The 18956-nt window shown below is 69.2% G+C and carries 21 protein-coding genes; 9 read left to right on the forward strand and 12 right to left on the reverse strand.

The window, feature by feature from the left end; translation table 11 throughout:
* Window positions 1-26: 26 nt before the first annotated feature.
* The gene (locus DMC64_RS28275) at window positions 27-1343 is read left to right on the forward strand and encodes an NAD(P)-binding domain-containing protein (protein WP_125735983.1); all 1317 of its coding nucleotides are present in this window, start codon (window positions 27-29) and stop codon (window positions 1341-1343) included.
* A 19-nt stretch (window positions 1344-1362) separates the two neighbouring features.
* Here the strand turns inward: DMC64_RS28275 and arsB are convergent, their stop codons facing one another.
* Both arsB and DMC64_RS28285 read right to left on the reverse strand, forming a co-directional pair.
* Window positions 1363-2436 (reverse strand): ACR3 family arsenite efflux transporter, encoded by a 1074-nt coding sequence (gene arsB, locus DMC64_RS28280; RefSeq protein ID WP_125735984.1) that lies wholly within the window; start codon window positions 2434-2436, stop codon window positions 1363-1365.
* A gap of 29 nt (window positions 2437-2465) precedes the next feature.
* Complete coding sequence (locus DMC64_RS28285) at window positions 2466-2870, reverse strand: arsenate reductase ArsC (protein ID WP_125735985.1); 405 nt, start codon at window positions 2868-2870, stop codon at window positions 2466-2468.
* Between the two features lie 126 nt (window positions 2871-2996).
* On the opposite strand from DMC64_RS28285, the gene DMC64_RS28290 reads away from it, so the two are divergent.
* On the forward strand, window positions 2997-3389 hold the full coding sequence (locus DMC64_RS28290; protein WP_199755123.1) for a helix-turn-helix transcriptional regulator: 393 nt from the start codon (window positions 2997-2999) through the stop codon (window positions 3387-3389).
* A 126-nt stretch (window positions 3390-3515) separates the two neighbouring features.
* Entirely contained in the window at window positions 3516-4598 is a 1083-nt protein-coding gene (locus DMC64_RS28295) for a hypothetical protein (RefSeq protein WP_125735986.1), read from the forward strand.
* A gap of 48 nt (window positions 4599-4646) precedes the next feature.
* On the opposite strand, the gene DMC64_RS28300 is transcribed toward DMC64_RS28295, so the two are convergent.
* Entirely contained in the window at window positions 4647-5030 is a 384-nt protein-coding gene (locus DMC64_RS28300) for a hypothetical protein (RefSeq protein ID WP_199755124.1), read from the reverse strand.
* A 116-nt stretch (window positions 5031-5146) separates the two neighbouring features.
* On the opposite strand from DMC64_RS28300, the gene DMC64_RS28305 reads away from it, so the two are divergent.
* Both DMC64_RS28305 and DMC64_RS28315 read left to right on the forward strand, forming a co-directional pair.
* Window positions 5147-5335 (forward strand): hypothetical protein, encoded by a 189-nt coding sequence (locus DMC64_RS28305; RefSeq protein ID WP_199755125.1) that lies wholly within the window; start codon window positions 5147-5149, stop codon window positions 5333-5335.
* A 195-nt stretch (window positions 5336-5530) separates the two neighbouring features.
* The gene (locus DMC64_RS28315) at window positions 5531-5971 is read left to right on the forward strand and encodes a hypothetical protein (RefSeq protein ID WP_125735987.1); all 441 of its coding nucleotides are present in this window, start codon (window positions 5531-5533) and stop codon (window positions 5969-5971) included.
* Here the strand turns inward: DMC64_RS28315 and DMC64_RS28320 are convergent.
* On the reverse strand, window positions 5895-7394 hold the full coding sequence (locus tag DMC64_RS28320) for a hypothetical protein (RefSeq protein WP_125735988.1): 1500 nt from the start codon (window positions 7392-7394) through the stop codon (window positions 5895-5897). The two genes, DMC64_RS28315 and DMC64_RS28320, sit on opposite strands and share 77 nt — an antisense overlap.
* 84 nt (window positions 7395-7478) lie before the next feature.
* On the opposite strand from DMC64_RS28320, the gene DMC64_RS28325 reads away from it, so the two are divergent.
* Complete coding sequence (locus DMC64_RS28325; RefSeq protein ID WP_125735989.1) at window positions 7479-7937, forward strand: GNAT family N-acetyltransferase; 459 nt, start codon at window positions 7479-7481, stop codon at window positions 7935-7937.
* A 300-nt stretch (window positions 7938-8237) separates the two neighbouring features.
* On the opposite strand, the gene DMC64_RS28330 is transcribed toward DMC64_RS28325, so the two are convergent.
* Window positions 8238-8801: a dihydrofolate reductase family protein gene (locus DMC64_RS28330; protein WP_125735990.1), complete on the reverse strand. Its 564-nt coding sequence runs from the start codon at window positions 8799-8801 to the stop codon at window positions 8238-8240.
* 196 nt (window positions 8802-8997) lie between these two features.
* Between DMC64_RS28330 and DMC64_RS28335 the strand changes: the two genes are divergently transcribed.
* A complete protein-coding gene (locus DMC64_RS28335) occupies window positions 8998-10317 on the forward strand; it encodes an MFS transporter (RefSeq protein ID WP_125735991.1) in 1320 nt (439 codons plus the stop codon).
* On the opposite strand, the gene DMC64_RS28340 is transcribed toward DMC64_RS28335, so the two are convergent.
* From DMC64_RS28340 to DMC64_RS28350, 3 genes are read right to left on the reverse strand one after another with little or no spacing between them, the layout of a single operon-like run.
* Window positions 10314-11378 (reverse strand): DUF6348 family protein, encoded by a 1065-nt coding sequence (locus DMC64_RS28340; RefSeq protein WP_125735992.1) that lies wholly within the window; start codon window positions 11376-11378, stop codon window positions 10314-10316. The two genes, DMC64_RS28335 and DMC64_RS28340, sit on opposite strands and share 4 nt — an antisense overlap.
* Before the next feature lie 21 nt (window positions 11379-11399).
* Window positions 11400-12212, reverse strand: a complete 813-nt coding sequence (locus DMC64_RS28345; protein ID WP_199755126.1) for an alpha/beta fold hydrolase — start codon at window positions 12210-12212, stop codon at window positions 11400-11402.
* A 23-nt stretch (window positions 12213-12235) separates the two neighbouring features.
* Entirely contained in the window at window positions 12236-12424 is a 189-nt protein-coding gene (locus tag DMC64_RS28350; protein ID WP_125735993.1) for a hypothetical protein, read from the reverse strand.
* Between DMC64_RS28350 and DMC64_RS28355 the strand changes: the two genes are divergently transcribed.
* The gene (locus DMC64_RS28355) at window positions 12405-12665 is read left to right on the forward strand and encodes a hypothetical protein (protein WP_233629842.1); all 261 of its coding nucleotides are present in this window, start codon (window positions 12405-12407) and stop codon (window positions 12663-12665) included. The two genes, DMC64_RS28350 and DMC64_RS28355, sit on opposite strands and share 20 nt — an antisense overlap.
* 57 nt (window positions 12666-12722) lie before the next feature.
* Here DMC64_RS28355 and DMC64_RS28360 read toward each other — a convergent pair whose 3' ends face one another.
* Complete coding sequence (locus tag DMC64_RS28360) at window positions 12723-14099, reverse strand: amino acid permease (RefSeq protein WP_199755143.1); 1377 nt, start codon at window positions 14097-14099, stop codon at window positions 12723-12725.
* Between the two features lie 194 nt (window positions 14100-14293).
* Complete coding sequence (locus tag DMC64_RS28365) at window positions 14294-15181, reverse strand: LysR family transcriptional regulator (RefSeq protein WP_125735995.1); 888 nt, start codon at window positions 15179-15181, stop codon at window positions 14294-14296.
* Window positions 15182-15253: 72 nt separating this feature from the next.
* Between DMC64_RS28365 and DMC64_RS28370 the strand changes: the two genes are divergently transcribed.
* Window positions 15254-16249, forward strand: coding sequence for a YeiH family protein (locus DMC64_RS28370; RefSeq protein ID WP_125735996.1), 996 nt, complete (start codon window positions 15254-15256; stop codon window positions 16247-16249).
* Here DMC64_RS28370 and DMC64_RS28375 read toward each other — a convergent pair.
* Window positions 16227-17219, reverse strand: a complete 993-nt coding sequence (locus DMC64_RS28375; RefSeq protein ID WP_125735997.1) for a phosphotransacetylase — start codon at window positions 17217-17219, stop codon at window positions 16227-16229. The two genes, DMC64_RS28370 and DMC64_RS28375, sit on opposite strands and share 23 nt — an antisense overlap.
* Before the next feature lie 70 nt (window positions 17220-17289).
* A complete protein-coding gene (locus DMC64_RS28380) occupies window positions 17290-18654 on the reverse strand; it encodes an aspartate aminotransferase family protein (RefSeq protein ID WP_125735998.1) in 1365 nt (454 codons plus the stop codon).
* Window positions 18655-18956 lie beyond the last annotated feature (302 nt).

Below are 18956 nucleotides of genomic sequence, written 5' to 3' on the forward strand. Positions count from 1 at the left end.
GACAGATCGATGAAAGGGGCCTGGGGATGAACGAGCTGCCTGTCGTGGTGATCGGCGCGGGACCGGTGGGGTTGGCGGCGGCCGCCGAGCTGGTGGAGCGGGGTTTCGAGCCGCTGGTGCTGGAACGCGGCGTGGGGCCCGGTGCGGGAGTGGCCGAGTGGAATCACGTGCGGTTGTTCTCATCGTGGTCCGAGCTCGTGGCTCCGGCGGCCGGGCGGTTGCTGCAGGGCACCGGCTGGACGAGACCCGATGGCGAGACGTATCCGACGGGTTTGGACTGGGCCGAGCGTTATCTGCGGCCACTGGCGACGGCGCTCGACGATCGGGTGCGATTCGGTACCGAGGTGATCGGGGTCGCCCGTCGCGGCCGCGATCGGGTCGTGGACAGCGGCCGCGACGACGAGCCGTTCACCGTGCACGTCCGCGCCGACGGCACGGAGGAACGGATCGCGGCACGGGCCGTGATCGACGCTTCGGGAACCTGGTCGACGCCGAATCCCCTTGGCGGGGAAGGACTTCCCGCCATCGGCGAACGAGCGGCGGCGGACCGGATCTCCTACCGTGTGCCGGATCTGGGCGACCCGGTGGTGCGGACCCGGTACGCGGGAGGACACGTGGCGGTCGCGGGGAGCGGACACTCGGCGCTGACCGCACTGGTCGCGTTGTCCGGACTCGCGAAGGACGCGCCCGGTACGCGGATCAGCTGGGTGTTGCGCCGCGGGTCGGTCGGCAACACCTTCGGCGGTGGCGACGCCGACCAGCTCCCGGCGCGGGGCGCGCTCGGCCTGCGGGCTCAGGAGGCCGTGAGGTCCGGGCTGATCGACGTCGTGACCGGGTTCCGCACAGAAGCGCTCGAACGCGACGACTCGGGGAGGCTCACGCTGGTCTCCTCCGCGGGTCAGCGGATCGAGCACGTCGACGAAGTGGTGACGCTGTCCGGGTTCCGGCCGGACCTGACCTGGTTGTCGGAGCTACGGCTGGAGCTGGACCCGGCTCTGCAGGCACCGGTCGCACTCGCGCCGCTGATCGATCCGAACGTGCATTCCTGCGGAACCGTCTACCCGCACGGCGCGAAGGAACTCGCCCACCCGGAGAAGAACTTCTACCTGGCCGGGATGAAGAGCTATGGCCGAGCGCCGACGTTCCTCGCCATGACCGGTTACGAACAGGTCCGCAGCATCGCCGCCGAACTCGCCGGTGACCACGAAGCGGCGACGCGCATCGAACTGCGCATGACCGAAACCGGCGTATGCGGCGGCGCCGGACTGTTCGACGAGCCGGACGACGCGGCGTCCGGGGGATGCTGCGCTACGGCGGAGGCGGAAGTTCTGACGCCGTCATGATCACCGCCCGCAGTTGCGCTCACTCCGCCAGGGCTTTCGTGGTCCAGCGTTTCCGCAGCCGGAGACTCACGTACACCAGGGCGACCAGCACCGGGACCTCGATCAGCGGTCCGACGACCCCGGCGAGCGCCTGACCCGACGTCACGCCGAAAACGCCGATGGCGACGGCGATCGCGAGTTCGAAGTTGTTGCCCGCGGCGGTGAACGCGAGTGTCGTGGTGCGTTCGTAGGACAGCCCGGACGCCTTGCCCAGCAGATATCCGCTGGTCCACATGACGGCGAAGTAGGCAAGCAGCGGCAAGGCGATCCGGGCGACGTCGAGAGGCCGGGACGTGATGGTCTCCCCTTGCAGGGCGAACAGGATCACGATGGTGAACAACAGGCCGTACAAGGCGACCGGGCCGATCTTCGGCAGGAACGTGCCCTCGTACCAGTCACGGCCCTTGTTTCGCTCCCCCACGCGGCGGGACAGATAGCCCGCGGCGAGCGGGATCCCGAGGAAAACGACGACGCTGAGCGCGATTTCCCACGGTGAGAAGTCGACGCTCGAGATGTCCAGACCGAGCCAGCCGGGCAGCAGGTCCAGGTAGAACCAGCCGAGCACCCCGAACATCAGCACCTGGAAGACCGAGTTCACCGCGACCAGCACCGCCGCGGCCTCGCGATCACCGCAGGCGAGGTCGTTCCAGATGATCACCATCGCGATGCACCGGGCGAGACCGACGATGATCAGGCCGGTCCGGTATTCGGGAAGGTCCGGCAGCATCAGCCAGGCGAGCGCGAACATCAGCGCCGGGCCGAGAATCCAGTTCAGCACCAAGGAAAGCACCATCGTGCGCCGGTCCTTGGTCACCGCGCCGAGCCGGTCATAGCGGACCTTCGCCAGCACCGGGTACATCATCAGCAACAGCCCGAGCGCGATCGGCAGCGACACCTGCCCGATCTTCACCGCGTCCAGCACCTCCCGCAGACCGGGAATCACGCTGCCCAGCAGCAGCCCGGCACCCATCGCGCCAATGATCCAAGCCGGCAGATAACGGTCCAGAAAGGACAGTTGGCGCAGGACGTCGGGTTCGTCGGCGGCAAGCGTCACGTTGGGGCCTCCTGGCTCCGGGAAGTCGTTCAGGCGTCGAGGATTTCGGCGACCAGGCCGCGGACGCGGCGGTCGATCTCGTCCCGGATCGGCCGGACGGCGTCCACGCCCTGCCCTGCCGGGTCTTCAAGGGGCCAGTCCAGGTACCGCTTTCCGGGGACCACCGGACAGGTGTCCCCACAGCCCATGGTGATCACCACATCGGATGCCTCGACGTCCTCTGTGGACAGCTTGCTCGGCACCTCGGCGGTGATGTCCAAGCCCCACTCCGCGAGCGCCGCGGCCGCGGCCGGGTTCACCGTCCCGGCCGGCTCCGAACCGGCCGACCGGACGGCGATACGGCCGAGCGAGTAGTGCTGCAGCAACGCCGCGGCCATCTGCGAACGACCGGCGTTGTGCACGCAGACGAACAACACCTCGGGTGTGCGGGCCATCGGCGGAGTCCTCTCGATGCCGGACTGGATCGAAATCTGCGAATCCAGATTCAAGAGCTTGCATCGATGTTTGTCAATCCACCGGGTACGCTCGCCGTCGAAGGTCACCCGGACCGAGGAGGGCACGTGGCGACGGAGAACGGGCGCGGCCGGAAACCGGTGCCCATCACACTGCTGATGGCCGAGCCCGCGGCGGTCATCGCCCAGGACGAGGCCGAGCAGGCGGCGAAGTTGTTCAAGGCCCTCTCGGATCCGGTCCGGATCAGGCTGCTGTCGCTGGTCCGCTTTTCACCCGGCGGTGAGGCCTGCTTCTGCGATCTCGCCGAAGAGTTCGACATGCCGCAGCCGTCGCTGAGTCATCATCTCCGCGTTCTGGTCGCGGCGGGCATCCTCGCTCGGGAGCGACGCGGCACCTGGAGCTGGTACACCGTCCTTCCCGAGCCGCTCCGATCGCTGGAGACACTTCTGCACGCCGGTGGCCCGCTGGCCGACCGGGCCGCGCCGTTGTCGAAGACGTGACCGTCCGGCTGAGGATATGCCGCGGCACCTGACGGTTCCGCGGGCCACCACAACATGTCCACAACAGTCTCGTGTCGTGCCGCCGGTCAGGATTCCCGCTCGATCTCTTCGACGCAGGGAGGGAACTTGCGCGCATTGAGGAAGCTTTCCGCGATGGTCGCCGTAGTGGCCGCCACCATACTGTGCCCGGCGACGGCCGACGCCGCCGTCGGATGCGCCCAACTGAGCCGGGGCAGCAACATCGACCCCGGTCTGGCGTCGATGCCGAACGGGCCGTTGGACATCTTCCAGGTCAGCTCGGCAGGCAACGTCTTCCGCACTCAGGTGGATCCGCGCACGAACGGGGTGATCAGCGCCGAGAACCTCGGCGGGGTGTCCCGCTCCGAGCCGGGCGCCGTCTCGTGGGGCCCTGGACATTCGGCGGTATTCGTCCGTGGCGCCGACGACGCGCTGTACTTCATGCAATTCGAGAACGGGGTGTCGTCCGGCTGGCAGAACCTCGGCGGGGTCATCACCTGGAATCCGCACGCGGTTTCGGCCGGGCCCGGGCATCTCATCGTCTTCTATCGAGGCTCCAACAAACAACTGTGGTACCGCGAATACGTGAACGGCGTGTGGGGTCCGCACACCAGTCTCGGCGGCGTGCTGACGTCCAGCCCGATCGGGGTCTCCTCGCGGCCGGGCCATGTCGCGGTCGTCACCCGGGGCCAGGCCAACGATCTGTACTACCTGGAACGGGTCGGGGCCGGTTGGAGCAACTGGGTCGGGCTCGGCGGCAGGTTCGCCGTCGACCCGATCGCCGTCTCGCGGGGGCCGGGACTGGTCGACGTGTTCGTGCGGACGACGAACTCGCGGGTCGCGGGGATCAGCTACAACGGCTCGTCCTGGGGCTCCTGGTTCGACCTCGGGGCGCCACGGGGCGGCGCGGTGTCCGAACCGGGCGCGGCCGCGACGAGTTCGGGCGAACTGGTCGTGTTCGCCCGCGGTGACGAGGCTCCCGCGCAGTTCCGCCCCATCACGCGCAACTCCTCGTTCGACGGCGGGGTGACCTGGTCGGGCTGGATCATGGTCGACGCGGGTTATGGCACCCCGTCACCCAACAACCCCGAAGCGACCGCGAACGCGTTCGGCGGCTGGAACTTCGCCGCCACGAACTTCCCGGTCGACGCCCGTGTCGGACCGCTACGGGTCTGCTCGTCCTCGCTGTGACCGCGAAATCGCCGCCGGGGCACCGGTTCCCGGCGGCGGTTCGTGACCTCACTTCTCCCTCAGCCACTGCTCCGCTTTTCGCCAGATGGCCCGCGAATCGAGGTCGACGGCGCGCCAGGTGGTGGCGCGGGTGGTGCCGAGGTCGCGGTACTTCCGCATGATCGCCACGTGGGCGGGCAAGCCGACGAACCCGCGCAAGCCCTCGTGGTCGCGCCACACCGAAACCGAGCCCAGCCGCCGGCGCAACGGTTCCGCCCACAGCCATTGGCCGACCGCGCCGGGCAGCCGGGGCCACTCCTGGCTGAGCACGTAGCCCGCCCGGTAGGCACCTGGCGTGCTCCGGAAGCCGTCGAGCGTCAACGCCGTGACGCTGACCAGCACGTCTCCGGAGAAGTCCGCGGCATGGCCGGGCATCCACTTACCTCTGATCATGCTCGCTCCTCACGTCGCTTCAGCCCGACATAGCTGCGCCACGCTTATGATACGCATATGCTTATCATTGAGGAGTACAGCGGCTGGTGCCATCCTGTGGCGGAGGAGGTGGCTGATTGTCGAAGCGGCGATACGTGGCAAGAGGAGTGCCTGGCGGATACCGGATCTGGGACAACAAGGGGCGGCGATGGTGGGGCGACCATTACGAGTTGTGCCCCGACGATCTGGTCGCCGAGTTGAACGACGCCGCGGACCCAGCGCGGATCACCGCCTTGCTCAAACGCTATCGAGCGCTCCGGCGCTGACCTCGCCGGGCGTTGCGCCGGCTCCCGTTCACGAGGCGCTCGCCGCCGATCAGGTCGGCGATAAGCGAGGCGACATAGGGCGCCTGGGCCAGACCGTGGCCGTTGCAGGCGATCCAGTAGTAGGTGCGAGCGAGCTTTCCCGGTCCGGCGAACTGACTACGCTGGCGGATCACCGGGCCACGCGAGGAGGCAGCGATGCGCAACGAAGCCATGGAGCGGCTGGACGTCCTGGCCGGATCGTGGCGGACGACGCTGAGCGACGCGTGGTTTCTGGAACCGGCCGATCGAAAGGTGCCGGGTTCGGCGACGATCGAATGGCTCGGTGACGCGTTCGTGGTCCTTCGCTGGACGATGGACGGCGAGGAAGGGCAAGCCGCGAGCGAGATGGTCCTGGTTCTCGGCCGCAGCGACACCCGCGACGCGTATACGGCCCTGTATCACGATGAACGAGGTGTGTGCCGGGTCTTCGCCATGACCTTCGACGGAACGAACTGGAGCCTGAGCCGGGAGGACCCCGACATGTTCCAACGGTTCGTCGCGGAGGTCGAGCCGGATCGGATCACGGGCCGCTGGGAGGCGTCCGAGGATCAGGGATCCACCTGGCGCAAGGATTTCGACCTCGTTTTCGAGAGGTAGCCGTCAGGTCTTCCGGACGGCGCCGGTGAAACCCGCGATGAACAGGGTCGCCGACGCCCACGCCGCCAGCTGAAGGGCCCAGCCCGCGACGGTGAGGGCCTGCCCGGCGGCGGTACCGGTGGGGGGCGCACAGCTCTCGCGCTCCCGTCTTGACCAGTGGCAGCCCCAGATCCAGACCCACCCCGATCCGTTCCACGACACCGCACGGCGTCGCCGGTGCGCTCGCGCGGGCGGTATGCGCCAGGCCGCCCTGCCCGCCGAGGACGAGGGCCAGCACGACCGAACCGGCGAGGACGGTGAGCAACAGCAGCAGCGCTCGCCAGGGTTGATAGCCGAAGCCGAGGGCCAGCCCGGTGAACCGGGCCCACATCCGGTCGTGCCACCGAAGCCCGCCGCGGCGGATCTGATCACGCCGTTGCGCCATCAGGATGTCCCGCACCTCGCCGTCGTGGCCGGCCGCGCGGTGGACGGCGGCCAACTGTTGGTAGGGCTGGGCGGCGTAGCCGGGCGTACGGGCACGCAACAGCTCCAGCCACCGGGACAAACCGATCTGCTCCGGAAGGTCTCCGTAGGTCGTTTCGGCAATATCGATCAGAGCCCCCGATGCCCGATCCGACCGGGTCACCTCGCTGGTGTCCAACCACAGCGAGCCCTCGATCGACGCCCCGTTCAACCGGATGACGGCGGGTGCGGTGCCGGTGGCCCGGAACCCGGCGCGGAGGAACACGGCCCGGTCGACCCGCAGACCGTTGGCGTACAAGGCGGGCCCGGCCGGGTTCTCCAGCCACGCGCCATCGCAATCCAGCAAGCCGACGTGGGCGTCGACCAGTTGGACCGCGCCGGTGGCCCGGAATCCGGCGCGCAGGAACACGCCGTGATCGACGTGCAGCCGGTCGGCCTGCAGGGCGGGCCCGGACGTGTTCTCCAGCCGCGCCCCGTCGCATTCCAACACCCCGAGATGGGCCCCGCGCAACCGGATCGCACCGGCCGGAGTGCGGGCGTTCACGACCACACCCTTCATCGTCATCGCCGAAGTGGTGAACCTTTCGGCGTCCACCGGCGGATCCTGCGCGGAATGCCCGAAGCGGGAGCGGTCCAGCACCAGGCCCGGCAGGCGGCCGTCGCGCAGGTCCAGGCCGTCGGGCAGGAAGCAGTCGACCAGCTCGACCCGCCTCTCGCCGGCGATGTTCGCCAGATCGAGGCGGCCGGTGATCCGCGCCCCGCGCAGCCGCAGGCCGTGCGGATCCACCTCGACGTCCCGGCGGCCGCGGACCAGGTCACGGATCAGTGCCGCGGAGACGGTGCGGCTGCTTCCCCACGACGGCATCTCGGCCGGATCGACCCTTCTGCCACCGGTCAGGTCGAGCACCTCGCCGTCGCGGACCGCGTCGAGCAGGCGCTGCCCCATCCCCTCGTCTGACACCCGATCATGCTGGCCCGCCCACGGCACGACGGCAAGCGCGAAACTCGAGTGCGATCGGCCTGATCCGCCACTACGGTCCCGACCATGCCCGCGGATGCTTTCGTACCAGCCGGTTTCGTCCCGCCGACCGTGCTCGTCACCGACGAGTTCCGCCTCGAACCCTTGGGACCGGAACACAATCCGGCCGACCATGCCGCCTGGACGTCGAGTATCGAGCACATCCGCTCCACACCCGGCTATCCCGACGGCGACTGGCCGCCGAGCGACGGCATGACCCTCGACGAGAACCTCGCCGACCTGCGCCGCCACGCCGAAGACTTCGCGCGACGCAGAGGCTTCACGTTCACCGTCCTCAGCCCGGCGGACGGCGACGTCATCGGCTGCGTCTACCTGTATCCCACGGCCTCCGAGGACTGGGACGTCACGGTGCAGTCCTGGGTCCGGGCCGACAAAGCGGAGCTGGATGCCGCGCTCGCCGACGCCGTCGCACGCTGGCTCGTCTCGGATTGGCCGTGGGAACGCGTGGATCGCTGCGGCCGTTAGCGTCACGCAGGTACCGGGCTCCTGTTCCCCCCGTTCCGGGCGGCGGCCGGGTGCGGTCGCACATGGCGTGAAGGCCTACTGGTCCGAAGTCCGTGAAGGCATCCTTGACGGAATCTGGGTCCCTCAAGGAGGCCTTCACGGACTGGGCACACAGGTGAGGCGTGAACGGAGGCGTGACTCGCGTGATTGGAGGCCGCACTCGGGGGGCCGCCTCTGATCACGCGAGTTCCGGCTTCGATCACGTGAGTGCGGTGCCACGTCCTCGTGAGTGGCAAAGACGGTTAGAACCGTCCTCGCCACTCACGAGGCCCCGGCGACCCGAAATCGCAGGTGAGTCGCAACCCCCGTGACAGGTTCGCCCTCCGGCACCAGCTCGCCCCCGCGCCCGCCGAACAGCCCGGCCCCCTGCCCCAGCAGCACCGGGGCGATGTGGAGATGCACCTTGTCGAGCAGGCCCGCAACTAGCAGTTGCCCGGCGACGTCCGCGCCCAGCACCAGGACGTCCTTGTCCCCCGCGGCGGCTTTGGCCCGCCGGACCGCGGCCTCCAGTCCGTCGAAGGAGAACATCCCGCCGTTGCCGCCGCGGAAGTCTTCCTCTATCCGATGAGTCACCACGAAGCTCGGCACGCCGGGCCAAGGCGTACCGCCCCACGGCCGCAGGCCGAGGTCGAAGGTGCGCCGCCCGATGACGGTGGCCCCGACGATCGCGTTCACCTCCTCGACGGCACGGGCGTCGTGCCCTTCCCCCGCCATCCACTCGTGCAGCCGTTCGCCGCCGTCCCCCATCGGCTCGTCGGCCCGCACGTTCGGCCCGGCGGTGAAACCGTCCAGCGACATCGACACGTCCAGCACCACCTTGCTCATCGCAAGGCCTCCTTTGTCTCCGTGGCGCCGCCGTCCGGGCGCGTTCATCGAAGGGTCGGAGCCGGCCCGGCCATCTCGACATCGGCGATTGCGCGATCCGGCCGACGCGGTCTATGTTCCTACGTGTCCGGATAGCGTCCCGGACTGTCCGATTATCGGACACCTCGCCGGAATCGGCCGAAGACGAGGAGCGAAAGTGACGAACGTGCCCGCCTCGCGCGCGACGGCCGATTCGAGTGTCAGCCGGTCGGCGTTCCGGCGGGTCCTGGCGGGCAGTACGGCGGGCGCCGTGCTCGAGTGGTACGACTTCGCGCTCTACGGAATCCTGGCGGCCACTGTTCTCGGCCCGCTGTTCTTCCCCGGTGGCAACGGATTCGCCCAGTTGCTGCTCGCGCTGGCGACACAGGGGCTCGGTTTCGTCGCCCGCCCGATCGGCGGCATCGTCTTCGGGCATCTCGGCGACCGCCTCGGGCGCAAACCCATGCTGGTGACCACTTTCCTGCTACTCGGGTTGTCGACCTCCGCGATCGGGCTGCTCCCCACCTATTCGCAGGTCGGGATCGGGGCGACGATCTCGCTCGTCGTCCTGCGGCTGATCCAGGGATTCGCCCTCGGCGGCGAGTTCGGCGCGGCGGTGCTGATGGTCAGCGAATACGGGAGCCCGAAACGGCGCGGGTTCTGGTCGGCGTGGCCGCAGGCGGGAGCGCCTCTGGGCACGGTGCTGGCCACGGCCGTGGTCGGCGGGATCGCCTTGGTACTTCCCGACAACGCCTTCGATCAGTGGGGCTGGCGAGTCGGGTTCCTGTTCGCGATCCCGCTCCTGGTCATCGGTTTCTGGATCCGGCGGCGCATCGACGAGTCGCCGGTGTTCCAGGAAGCACGGGCACGGGCAGCCGCGAAACCCGTCCGCGAACGGTCGAGCATCCTCGAAACGCTCGCCCACCCCGGCCCCGTCCTGCGCGGTCTCGGCGTGCGTCTGGGCGAGAACGTGGCCTTCTACGTCTACACCGTCTTCGTGGTTGCTTACGCCACAAAGACTTTCGGCTACGAGAAGTCTGACGTGCTCCTCGCCGTCGCCATCGGGTCGCTGCTGCAATTCGCGGGGATGCTCGTCGGCGGCCACTGGTCCGACCGCGTCGGGCGGCGCATCGCGATGCTGGTCCCCGCGCTCGGTCTCGCGGTCTGGGCGCCGGTCTTCTTCGCGATCGTTCAGGCCGATGCGCTGCCTCTGCTGTATCTCGGTGTCGGCGTCGGCGCCGCGCTGCACGGGCTCCTCGCCGGGCCGGAAGCGGCTTGGATCGCCGAACTCTTCCCGACGCGCCGCCGTTTCGCCGGCGCTTCCCTGGTCTTCCAAGGATCTTCGATCATCGCCGGTGCGCCGGCCCCGCTCATCGCGGTGTGGCTGGCCGAAAAGCAGGGTCCCACGGCGGTCGTGCTGTACCTCGTGGGCACGATCGCCGTCACCGTCGTCGCCCTGCTCCTCAGCGCCGAAACCCGTGGAGCCGACCTGAACTAGGCGTCGATGGGCACGAGCAGCCCGAACACCCGCGTCGCGATCCGCCCCTCGGCGACCAGCGCCGGGTGATCCGCCACCACCGCTTCGCCGCCCGACCACGGTCGGCTGTCCAGCAGGACTTCGTTGTTCAGCAACGCGCCCTCGTTGTGCGCGACGAACAACCGGAGCCCGTGCACCTTCCGGCTGAGCTTCTCCGCGCGCAACGCTTCCAGCAACCGGTCGAGCAGCGGTTCGACGGAAGGCACGTTCTCGGCGAACAGGGTGATCTGCGCGCCCAGCACCAGTTCGAACGCACCGTCCGGATGGTCGTACCGCTCGCGGTCGACCTGATCGGCCGCGGCGCCGGGCGACAGCAACCCGTCGACGATCGGATGCAACGCCCCATGGCGGAAACCGTCCACCGCACGGCCGATCGCCTCACGCCAAGTGGTGCCGTGCCCGGCGAAGCTCTCGACGAGCCACGGCTCGGCCAGCGCGGGATGCGACACGGCGAAGTCGACCTGAGCCATCACCATGCCTTCCGGGGCGGGATGCACGATGAGTTTCGTATCGACACGAGTGTCATCGCCCAGCAGGACACCGTGCTCGCGAAGGAAAGCCTCGAATACCGCTTGCGGTGAAGGCACACCGCCGTCGCCCTCGACGACCGGTTCCAGATCCTTGAACAACACGGGTTCGCCGAGCTCCAGGTCCGCGAGCTGCGATCCGGCGTTCAGCGCCTCGTTGATCACGGCGAACGTGCTGCTGCGGAGCGCGATCCGCTCGAATTCCGCACGGGTCGCGTACTGGGCACGCTCGTACGCCGCCACGAAGACCGGCTCCTGCGCGAGGAAGACCTGCCCGCGGGAGTCGCGCACGGTGTCCGGATACGTGACGTCCGGCAGCAATCGCCGGACGTAGGCCATCGGCAAAAAGACGAGCAGCCGCTCGGCCAGCCACGGCTCCACTCCCGCGCCGGTCAGCCGTTCCCAAAACATGTCGTCGCTCGGCGGTTCTTCGCCCGCGCAGAACGCGGCGATCCCGATTTCGAGCGCGGCATCGAGCCCCCATGATGCGATCACCGCCGAAGTCTAGGGGAGGACCTAGGGACCCGGTGCACGCCAGCCCTCGACGATGGCCGCGATGACCTTGGTGGTCGCCTCCCCCGCGTCCGCGCTGACGACGTGCCCGGCACCGGGGATGACGTGTTCGGCCACGCCTTCGGCCTTCGCCCAGCGGGGCATCGCGGTCGCGATGTTGCCGGTGCGGTCGTCTTCACCGCGAACGAGCGCGAGCGGAACGGGCGTGCGATAGCCCGGATCCGGGTCCACGAGCGACACGGTGGCCCGCCAGACGTCGAGGAAGACGCGTTTGGGCATCCGCGCGAACGTCGCCTCGCATTCGGCGATCCCCTCCGGCGTCACGGCGGACGCGCGGGCCATGAGTCCCGGCAAACGCCCGGCGGGGATGAGCGCCAGCGAGGGCGCGGCGAGTTTCAGCAGAAGCCGTTCGGCGGCGGTCAGCGGACCTTCGTTCCACGTCGAATCCACGACGATGAGGCCCGAAGCGCGGTCCGGGAAACGGCGGACGAGCGCTTGCGAGAGATTCCCACCGAGTGAGTGTCCGATCAGGACCGGGCGTTCGAGCCCGAGGTGGTCGAGGAGCGAGCGGAGGGAGTCGAGCGCGAGAGCCGCGCTGAACCGCGTGCCCGGCAGGAGGCTCGACTCCCCATGAGCGGGTTGATCCCAGCTGATCACCCGATGACCGGCGTCGTGCAGGGCGTGCGCCTGCACGTCGAACATCCGGTGATCCATCCCGGCGCCGTGGGTGAAGACGACGGGCCGCCGCTCCCCCGCCAGATCGCCGTACCGCAGCTCGTAGCCGTCCTTTCGGAGCACCTCGCTCATTTTCACCATGTTCTGAACATACTGTAAGTAGGTCAGGAGCCGGTTTCGAGCCACTCCTGAAAGGTGGGGCCTGCCAGCTTGGCGTGCGGGCCGGGCAGGAACCCGCCCTTGGCGGCGATCTCGCCGTCGGGCAGGTTCGCCGCGTCGATGCCGACGACCTTGATCCCCTGGGTGTTACTGGCGAGCCGGGCCGCTTCCGCCATGATCTGCTCGCGCGGCACCGGCTCCCCAGCCGAGCACCGGGCCGCGCTCCAGGCCGTCGGCTGGTGGAAACGCGGGGCGGAACGGACCGTCGAGCCGGTCCAGGTCAACGGCGGCCCCGGTCTGCTCATCCGGATCGGCGGCGAGATCGACGGTGTGCTGGCGGTGCGGGTCGAAAACGGCCACGTCACCGGCGCCTACCACGTCCGTAATCCCGAAAAACTCTCAGGTGTGGCCAGGGAAATCACGGTGAGCCGATGACGAAAGCGTCCTTCGCCGCATCAGACGCGGCGAAGGACGCTTTCAGCCCGTCCAGGGTCACTCCCGGACGGTGGCCGGGGCACGCTGGGGTTCGTCCGGAACGGGATCGACGGGCGCGGCCGGAACCGCCGGCTTACCGCGCCGCCTGCGGATTTCGAACCCGATGAGGATCAGCGCGAGCGTCACGGCGCTGAGCCAGAACTGCGAGCGGGTCGACGGCAGCAGCGCCATCGCCAGGATCACGCCGCCCATCAGCGCGATGGTCGCGTAGCTCAGCCACGGGAACAGCCACATCTTGAGCGTGAGCTTGTCCGGATCCTCCCGCTCCAGCCGACGGCGGAGCCGCACCTGCGCGAGCGCGATCGAGAGGTACACGAACAGCGCGACGGCGCCGTAGGAGTTGACCAGGAACTGGAAGATCAGGTCCGGCGAGGTGTAGGCGGCGATGACGGAGACGTAGCCGATCACCGTCCCGGCCAGGATCGCGCGCCTCGGCACGCCGCTGCCGGAAAGGCGGGTGAACGCCTTCGGCGCGTCGCCGTTGCTGGTCAGCGCGAACAACATCCGCGACGAGGTGTACAGGGCCGAGTTCAGGCACGAGAGCACCGCGGTCAGGACGATCGCGTTCATGATCGTCGCCACGGCCGGGATGCCGAGCACATCCAGCACCGCCGCGTACGGGCTGACCGCGGTCGCCGGATCGTCCCAGGACTTGATCGCGACGACGAGGAACACGGAACCGACGTAGAACAGCACCACGCGGAAGATGATCGAGCGCATGGCCTTCGCGACCGCCTTCTGCGGCTCCGCGGATTCGGCGGCGGCGATGGTGACGATCTCCGCGCCGGTGTAGAACCCGATGCACGGCACCACCGCCGCGAGTACCGCGCCGATCCCGAGTGGCGCGAACCCGCCGTGGGACACCAGATTCGTCACGCCGCCGTTGGCACCCGGCCAGAAACCGAACAGATACAGGGCACCGACGACCAGGAACACGACGATCGCGACGACCTTGATCGACGAGAACCAGTACTCGAACTCGCCGTAGGACCGCGCCGAGACCATATTGGTACCGGTGAGGATCAGCAGCAGGCCGAGACTGAGCACCCACAGTGGCACGTCGGGTACCCACAGCTGCAGGATCCGGCCGCCCGCGACGGCTTCGACCGCCACGACGATGACGAAGAAGTACCAGTACATCCAGCCGACGGCGAAGCCCGCGCGGTTGCCGAGCGCCTCCCTGGCGTAGACGTAGAACGACCCGAGCGCGGGTTTGGCGATCGTCATCTCCGCGAGCATGCGCATGATGAGCACGGTGATCAGACCGGCGATGAGGAACGAGACCACCGCCGCCGGGCCCGCCGATTGGATGACCACGCCACTGCCGACGAACAGCCCGGCGCCGATGACGCCGCCGAGGGCGATCAGGTTCATATGTCGCTGTTTGAGCCCTGGTTTCAGGCCGCTGCTCTGTGCGGGACCGGACGTTGAAGTCACGTCTCCTCCTTCTCGCACGCACCGCCGGAGCGGTGGCGCTGGGAGCTCCATTGTGGTTCCGGTCACCGTAGGAACAAGTCGGGCCAGGGGCGAGTGCCAGTTACGATGTGGGAAAGGGGTCCAGATCACTCTCAGGACGAATGGCGCACGGCCAAGGCCAGCAGTTCCGCCGCCGGGCCGGTGAGGCGCCGCCCCTCCGGCCAGACCGCGTGCAGCACCCGTCCGAAGTCGACACCGTCCACCGCGACGGGCACGAGCTCGTGGTCCGCGACGTCCAGGGCGCTGATCACCGCGGGCCCGGCGCCCGCGACCACGGCACTGCGGACGGCGGAGGCGGAACCCAGTTCCAGCAACGGTTTCACCGGTCCCGCGCCGGCCATGCGCAACGCGATGTCGACGGTCTCCCTGGTTCCGGAGCCGCGTTCCCGCACCACGAGCGGCGTGGCCGCCAGCTCCGCCGGCGTCAGGGGACGGCGTCCGCGCGCCCAAGGATGGGTGCGGGCGACCACGACCACGAGATGGTCCACGCCGACCTTCCGCGACGTGAGCCCGGTGAAGGGGCCGGGTGATTCGACGAAGCCGATGTCGGCCTTGCCCTCGCGGGCCAATCCGGCGACCCGATCCGAATTCGTGACCTCCAGACCGAGGTGGAGTCCGGGGTGCGCGCGGTTGAGTTCGCCGATCCAGCGCGGGACCAGATGCTCGGCCGGCGTCATGCTCGCCGCGATCCGGAGCCCGGTCTCGTGCCGGTTCCGCAGGGCTTCGGCGCCGTCGAGCAGTCCGTCGAGTTCGGCGAGCACGCGCCGCGCCCAGCCCGCGATCACCCGGCCGTCCGGGGTGAGCGCGGAACCGCGACGAGTCCGGTCCACCAGCACCAGACCCAGCCTCCGTTCCACAAAGGACAGACGCTTGCCCGCCGACGGCCGCGTCATCCCGAGTGCGACGGCGGCCTGACCGATGCTGCCCAGTTCACCGACGAGGACGAGCAGGCGCAAGGAGTCCAGCTCCGGTGCGGTCATAGCCAAAGTGCATGAGCTATCCGCCGTTCTCCCGGCTACCGGCGCCGTCCTTTCCGGACGACGCTCGTCGGTATGAGCACCATGTCTGCGCGGCGAACGAAGCCGCACCTCACCGGTCTGGCCGTCACCGCCCTCGGTGTGGGCGTCGCGTACCTGCTGAGCACCGCCGTTCCCGTGTTGAGCGCGCTCACCCTCGCGGTCGTGCTCGGGGTGCTCGCCGGGTCGTTGCCGGTGCTCTCGGACGGAACCCGGCAAGCGATCGCGAAGGTGACGAAGAAGCTCCTGCGTGCCGGTGTCGTCCTTCTCGGTCTGCAACTCGCGCTCCCTTCGGTGCTTTCCCTCGGCCCCGGCACGCTGCTCGCGGTGGTGCTGACGGTCGGCCTCACGTTCCTCGGCACGATCGGGCTCGGCAGGCTGATCGGTGTCCCGCGTGGACTCGCGATGCTGGTCGCGACCGGTTTCTCGATCTGTGGCGCGTCGGCGATCGCGGCGATGGAAGGGGTCGTCGAACGCGAGGACTCCGACGTCGCGACCGCGGTCGCACTGGTCACCTTCTACGGCGGTCTGGCGATCGCGGCCGTCCCGCTCATCGGCGGCTGGCTGGGGATGGACGCGTTGCGGATCGGCGGCTGGGCCGGCTTGGGCGTGCACGAGGTCGCCCAGGTCGTCGCGGCCGCCACCCCGGCCGGGACCGCCGCCGTCGCGGTCGCCGTGGTGGTGAAGCTGAGTCGTGTCGTCCTCCTGGCGCCGATGGTCGCCGCGGTGAGCGTGCACGAACGGCGGCGCCGCCCGTCCGCCGCCGGGAAGCGCGCCCCGCTGGTCCCGCTGTTCGTCCTCGGTTTCCTGGCGATGGTGGTGGTGCGGAGCACCGGGATCCTGCCCGGCGTGGCCCTCGACGTCGCCAAGGTCGTCTGCACCCTGCTGCTGGCCGGAGCGCTCTTCGGGCTGGGCTGCGCGGTCCGGATCGGCACGCTGGTCCGCACCGGTGGCCGGGCGCTGCTGCTCGGCCTGCTCTCCACGCTGCTCGTCGGCACCATCGCCTACGTCACCCTCGCGCTGCTCGGCTAGCTTGAACGGCGGTCAAGAGGGCGAGCGTCTCGATGTCGGACGCCGAGCACCCGCGCGAGAGGTCGTTGAGCGGCGCCGCGAGGCCCTGGAGGATCGGGCCGAGCGCGACGGCACCGCCGAGCCGTTCGGCGATCTTGTAGCCGATGTTGCCCGCGTCCAGATTCGGGAACACGAGTACGTTCGCGCGGCCGGCGACCGCGGAACCGGGCGCCTTGGCCGCCGCGATCGACGCCACCAGCGCGGCGTCGAACTGCAGTTCACCATCCACCGGAAGACCGGGTTCGCGCTGCCGCACCAGCGAAGTCGCCTCGCGGACGACCGCGACCCGCTGATGGTCGGCACTCCCCTGCGTGCTGAACGACAGCATGGCGACGACGGGGTCCTCACCGGTCAGACCGCGGTGGGTCTCCGCGGCGGCGAGGGCGATGTCCGCCAGCTGCGCCGCGCCCGGTTCAGGCACCACCGCGCAGTCCGAAAAGGTCAGCCGTCGTCCGTCCGGGAGCAGCAACAGGAAGCAACTGCTCAATGTGGACACACCCGGAGCGAGGCCGACGACCCGCAGCCCCGCGCGCAGGACGTCGGCGGTCGGCCGGGTCGCCCCCGCGACACAGGCGTCCACCTTGCCTGCTCGCAGGGCGGCGGCCGCCACGAACACCGGATCGCGCCGGGCGGCGGCGAGTTTTTCCGGGTGCCGCGCGAATCCCGCCGCGAGCGCGGCTTCGGTCCGTTCGTCGGCAAGGGCTTCCGCGACGTCCACGATCAAGTCGTCCGTGGCCCCTGCCGCGCGCAGGCGCGCCCCGTCGCCGAACAGCAACGGCAGTACGACACCTTCGTCCCGGAGCGCCAGCGCGGCACGCACGGCGCGGTCGTCGTCGCCGTCCGGCAAGGCGACGCGGAGATTCCGGCCGCGCAAGGCCTTCCGCCATCCGTCGAGCGTCGCGTCCGGCGTGACCTCGGTGGTCAGGCTCATCGAAGTACCTCCACGTACGAAGCGGGGGCCGCCGGAAGACGGCGACCCCCACCGGGTGAAAAGGGCTGGTTCAGGGCTGGACGGCCTTCTCGACGTCGTTGAGCATCGCGTCGACGCCGTGCAGCAGTTCGGTGAGCACCTCGCGGTCGGCGACCAGCGGCGGGGAGATCATCAGCATCGTCGCGCCGCGATCGTCGCCGCGGAGGATGACCCCCGTGCGCCGGAACGCCTCCGGAAGCACCTCTCGAAGCACCTTCAGCGATTCCGCGTCGGTCAGCTCCCGGCCGCTGTCGCGGTCGGCCATCAGCTCGATGGCGTAGAAGAACCCGGTGCCGCGGACGTCCTTGACGCAGCGGTGCGCGGACTTGAGGGAGTTCAGCGCGGCGAACAGCTCCGGGCCCTCGGTGAGGACGTTGCCGAGCACGTTCTCGTCCCGCATCGCGGTGAGGTTCGCGACCGCGACGGCGGTGGCGACGGGATGCCCGCCCCACGTGGCGCCGTGGGTGAAGACGCCGCCCTTCGGCGAGTCGTACAGCTCGGTGACCAGCTTCTCGCGCACGATCACCCCGCCGAGCGGCGCGTACCCCGACGTCGATCCCTTGGCGAAGGTGATCAGATCCGGCACGACGCCGGTGAGCCCGTGCCCGAACCAGTGCCCGAGCCTGCCGAACGAGCAGATGACCTCGTCCGAGACGAGCAGGATGCCGTACTTGTCGCACAGCGCGCGCAAAGCGGGCCAGTACCCCTTCGGCGGGACCAGCGCGCCGCGCCCGTTCTGCACCGGCTCGGCGAACAGCGCCGCGATCGTCTCCGGCCCTTCTTCGAGGATGACCCGCTCGATCGCCGCGACACAGTCCAATTCGGACGCCGGGCCGCAGTCTCCCAGCAGGCCCAACGTGTTCGGCACATGGCGGACGCCAGGCATGAGCGGGCCGAACGGTTCCTTGATCTTCGCCAGGCCGGTCACCGAGAGGGCGCCGATGGTGGTGCCGTGATAGGCCATGTCGCGGCTGATGATCTTCGTCCGCTCGGGCTGCCCCTGGCTGCGGTGATACTGCCGGGCGAATTTGAGCGCGGTTTCGACCGCCTCCGAGCCGGAGTTGACGAAGAACGTCGTCCCGAGATCGCCCGGCGCCAGCTCGGCCAGCAGCGTGGCGGCCTCGATGGCGGGCGTATGCGCCGAGCCCCAGTTGCTCGCGTAGGCCAGGGTGCCGACCTGGTCGGCAGCGGCCGCGGCGATGTCGGCCCGTCCGTGGCCCATGTTGACGCAGAAGAGCCCGGCGAGCCCGTCGAGATGACGGCGTCCTTCGGTGTCGATCAGGTAGCTTCCCTCGCCGCGTACGAACACCGGGAAATCCGAGGCCCAGGTGTCCTTGCGGGTGAAGTGCGGGCCGAGATGCCGTCGAGCCTGCGCTCGCAGCTGGGTGACGTCCACCGGAGACCTCCTTCGAGACACGAGTCTGTGCTTTGACTTTCGCAACCCGGCTGGCACCGGCCCAGCACCAGAGCGGCGACGTTCGATGGGTCCAGTTGGTCGTGAGTGGCGGCGCCACTCACGTGATCGAAGACGGAACTCACGTGATCAGAGGCGAAACACACGAGTGCGGCCTCCAATCACGCGAGTCACGTCTCTGATCACGCGAGTCACGCCTTCGCTCACGCCCAACTCGACCGACGCCACCAGCGCGTGAAGGCCCCCTTCCCGCGGCTGAGCCGAGGGAAGGGGGCCTTCACGCG

This window comes from Amycolatopsis sp. WAC 04197 (assembly GCF_003947475.1).
Classification (GTDB): Bacteria; Actinomycetota; Actinomycetes; order Mycobacteriales; family Pseudonocardiaceae; genus Amycolatopsis; species Amycolatopsis japonica.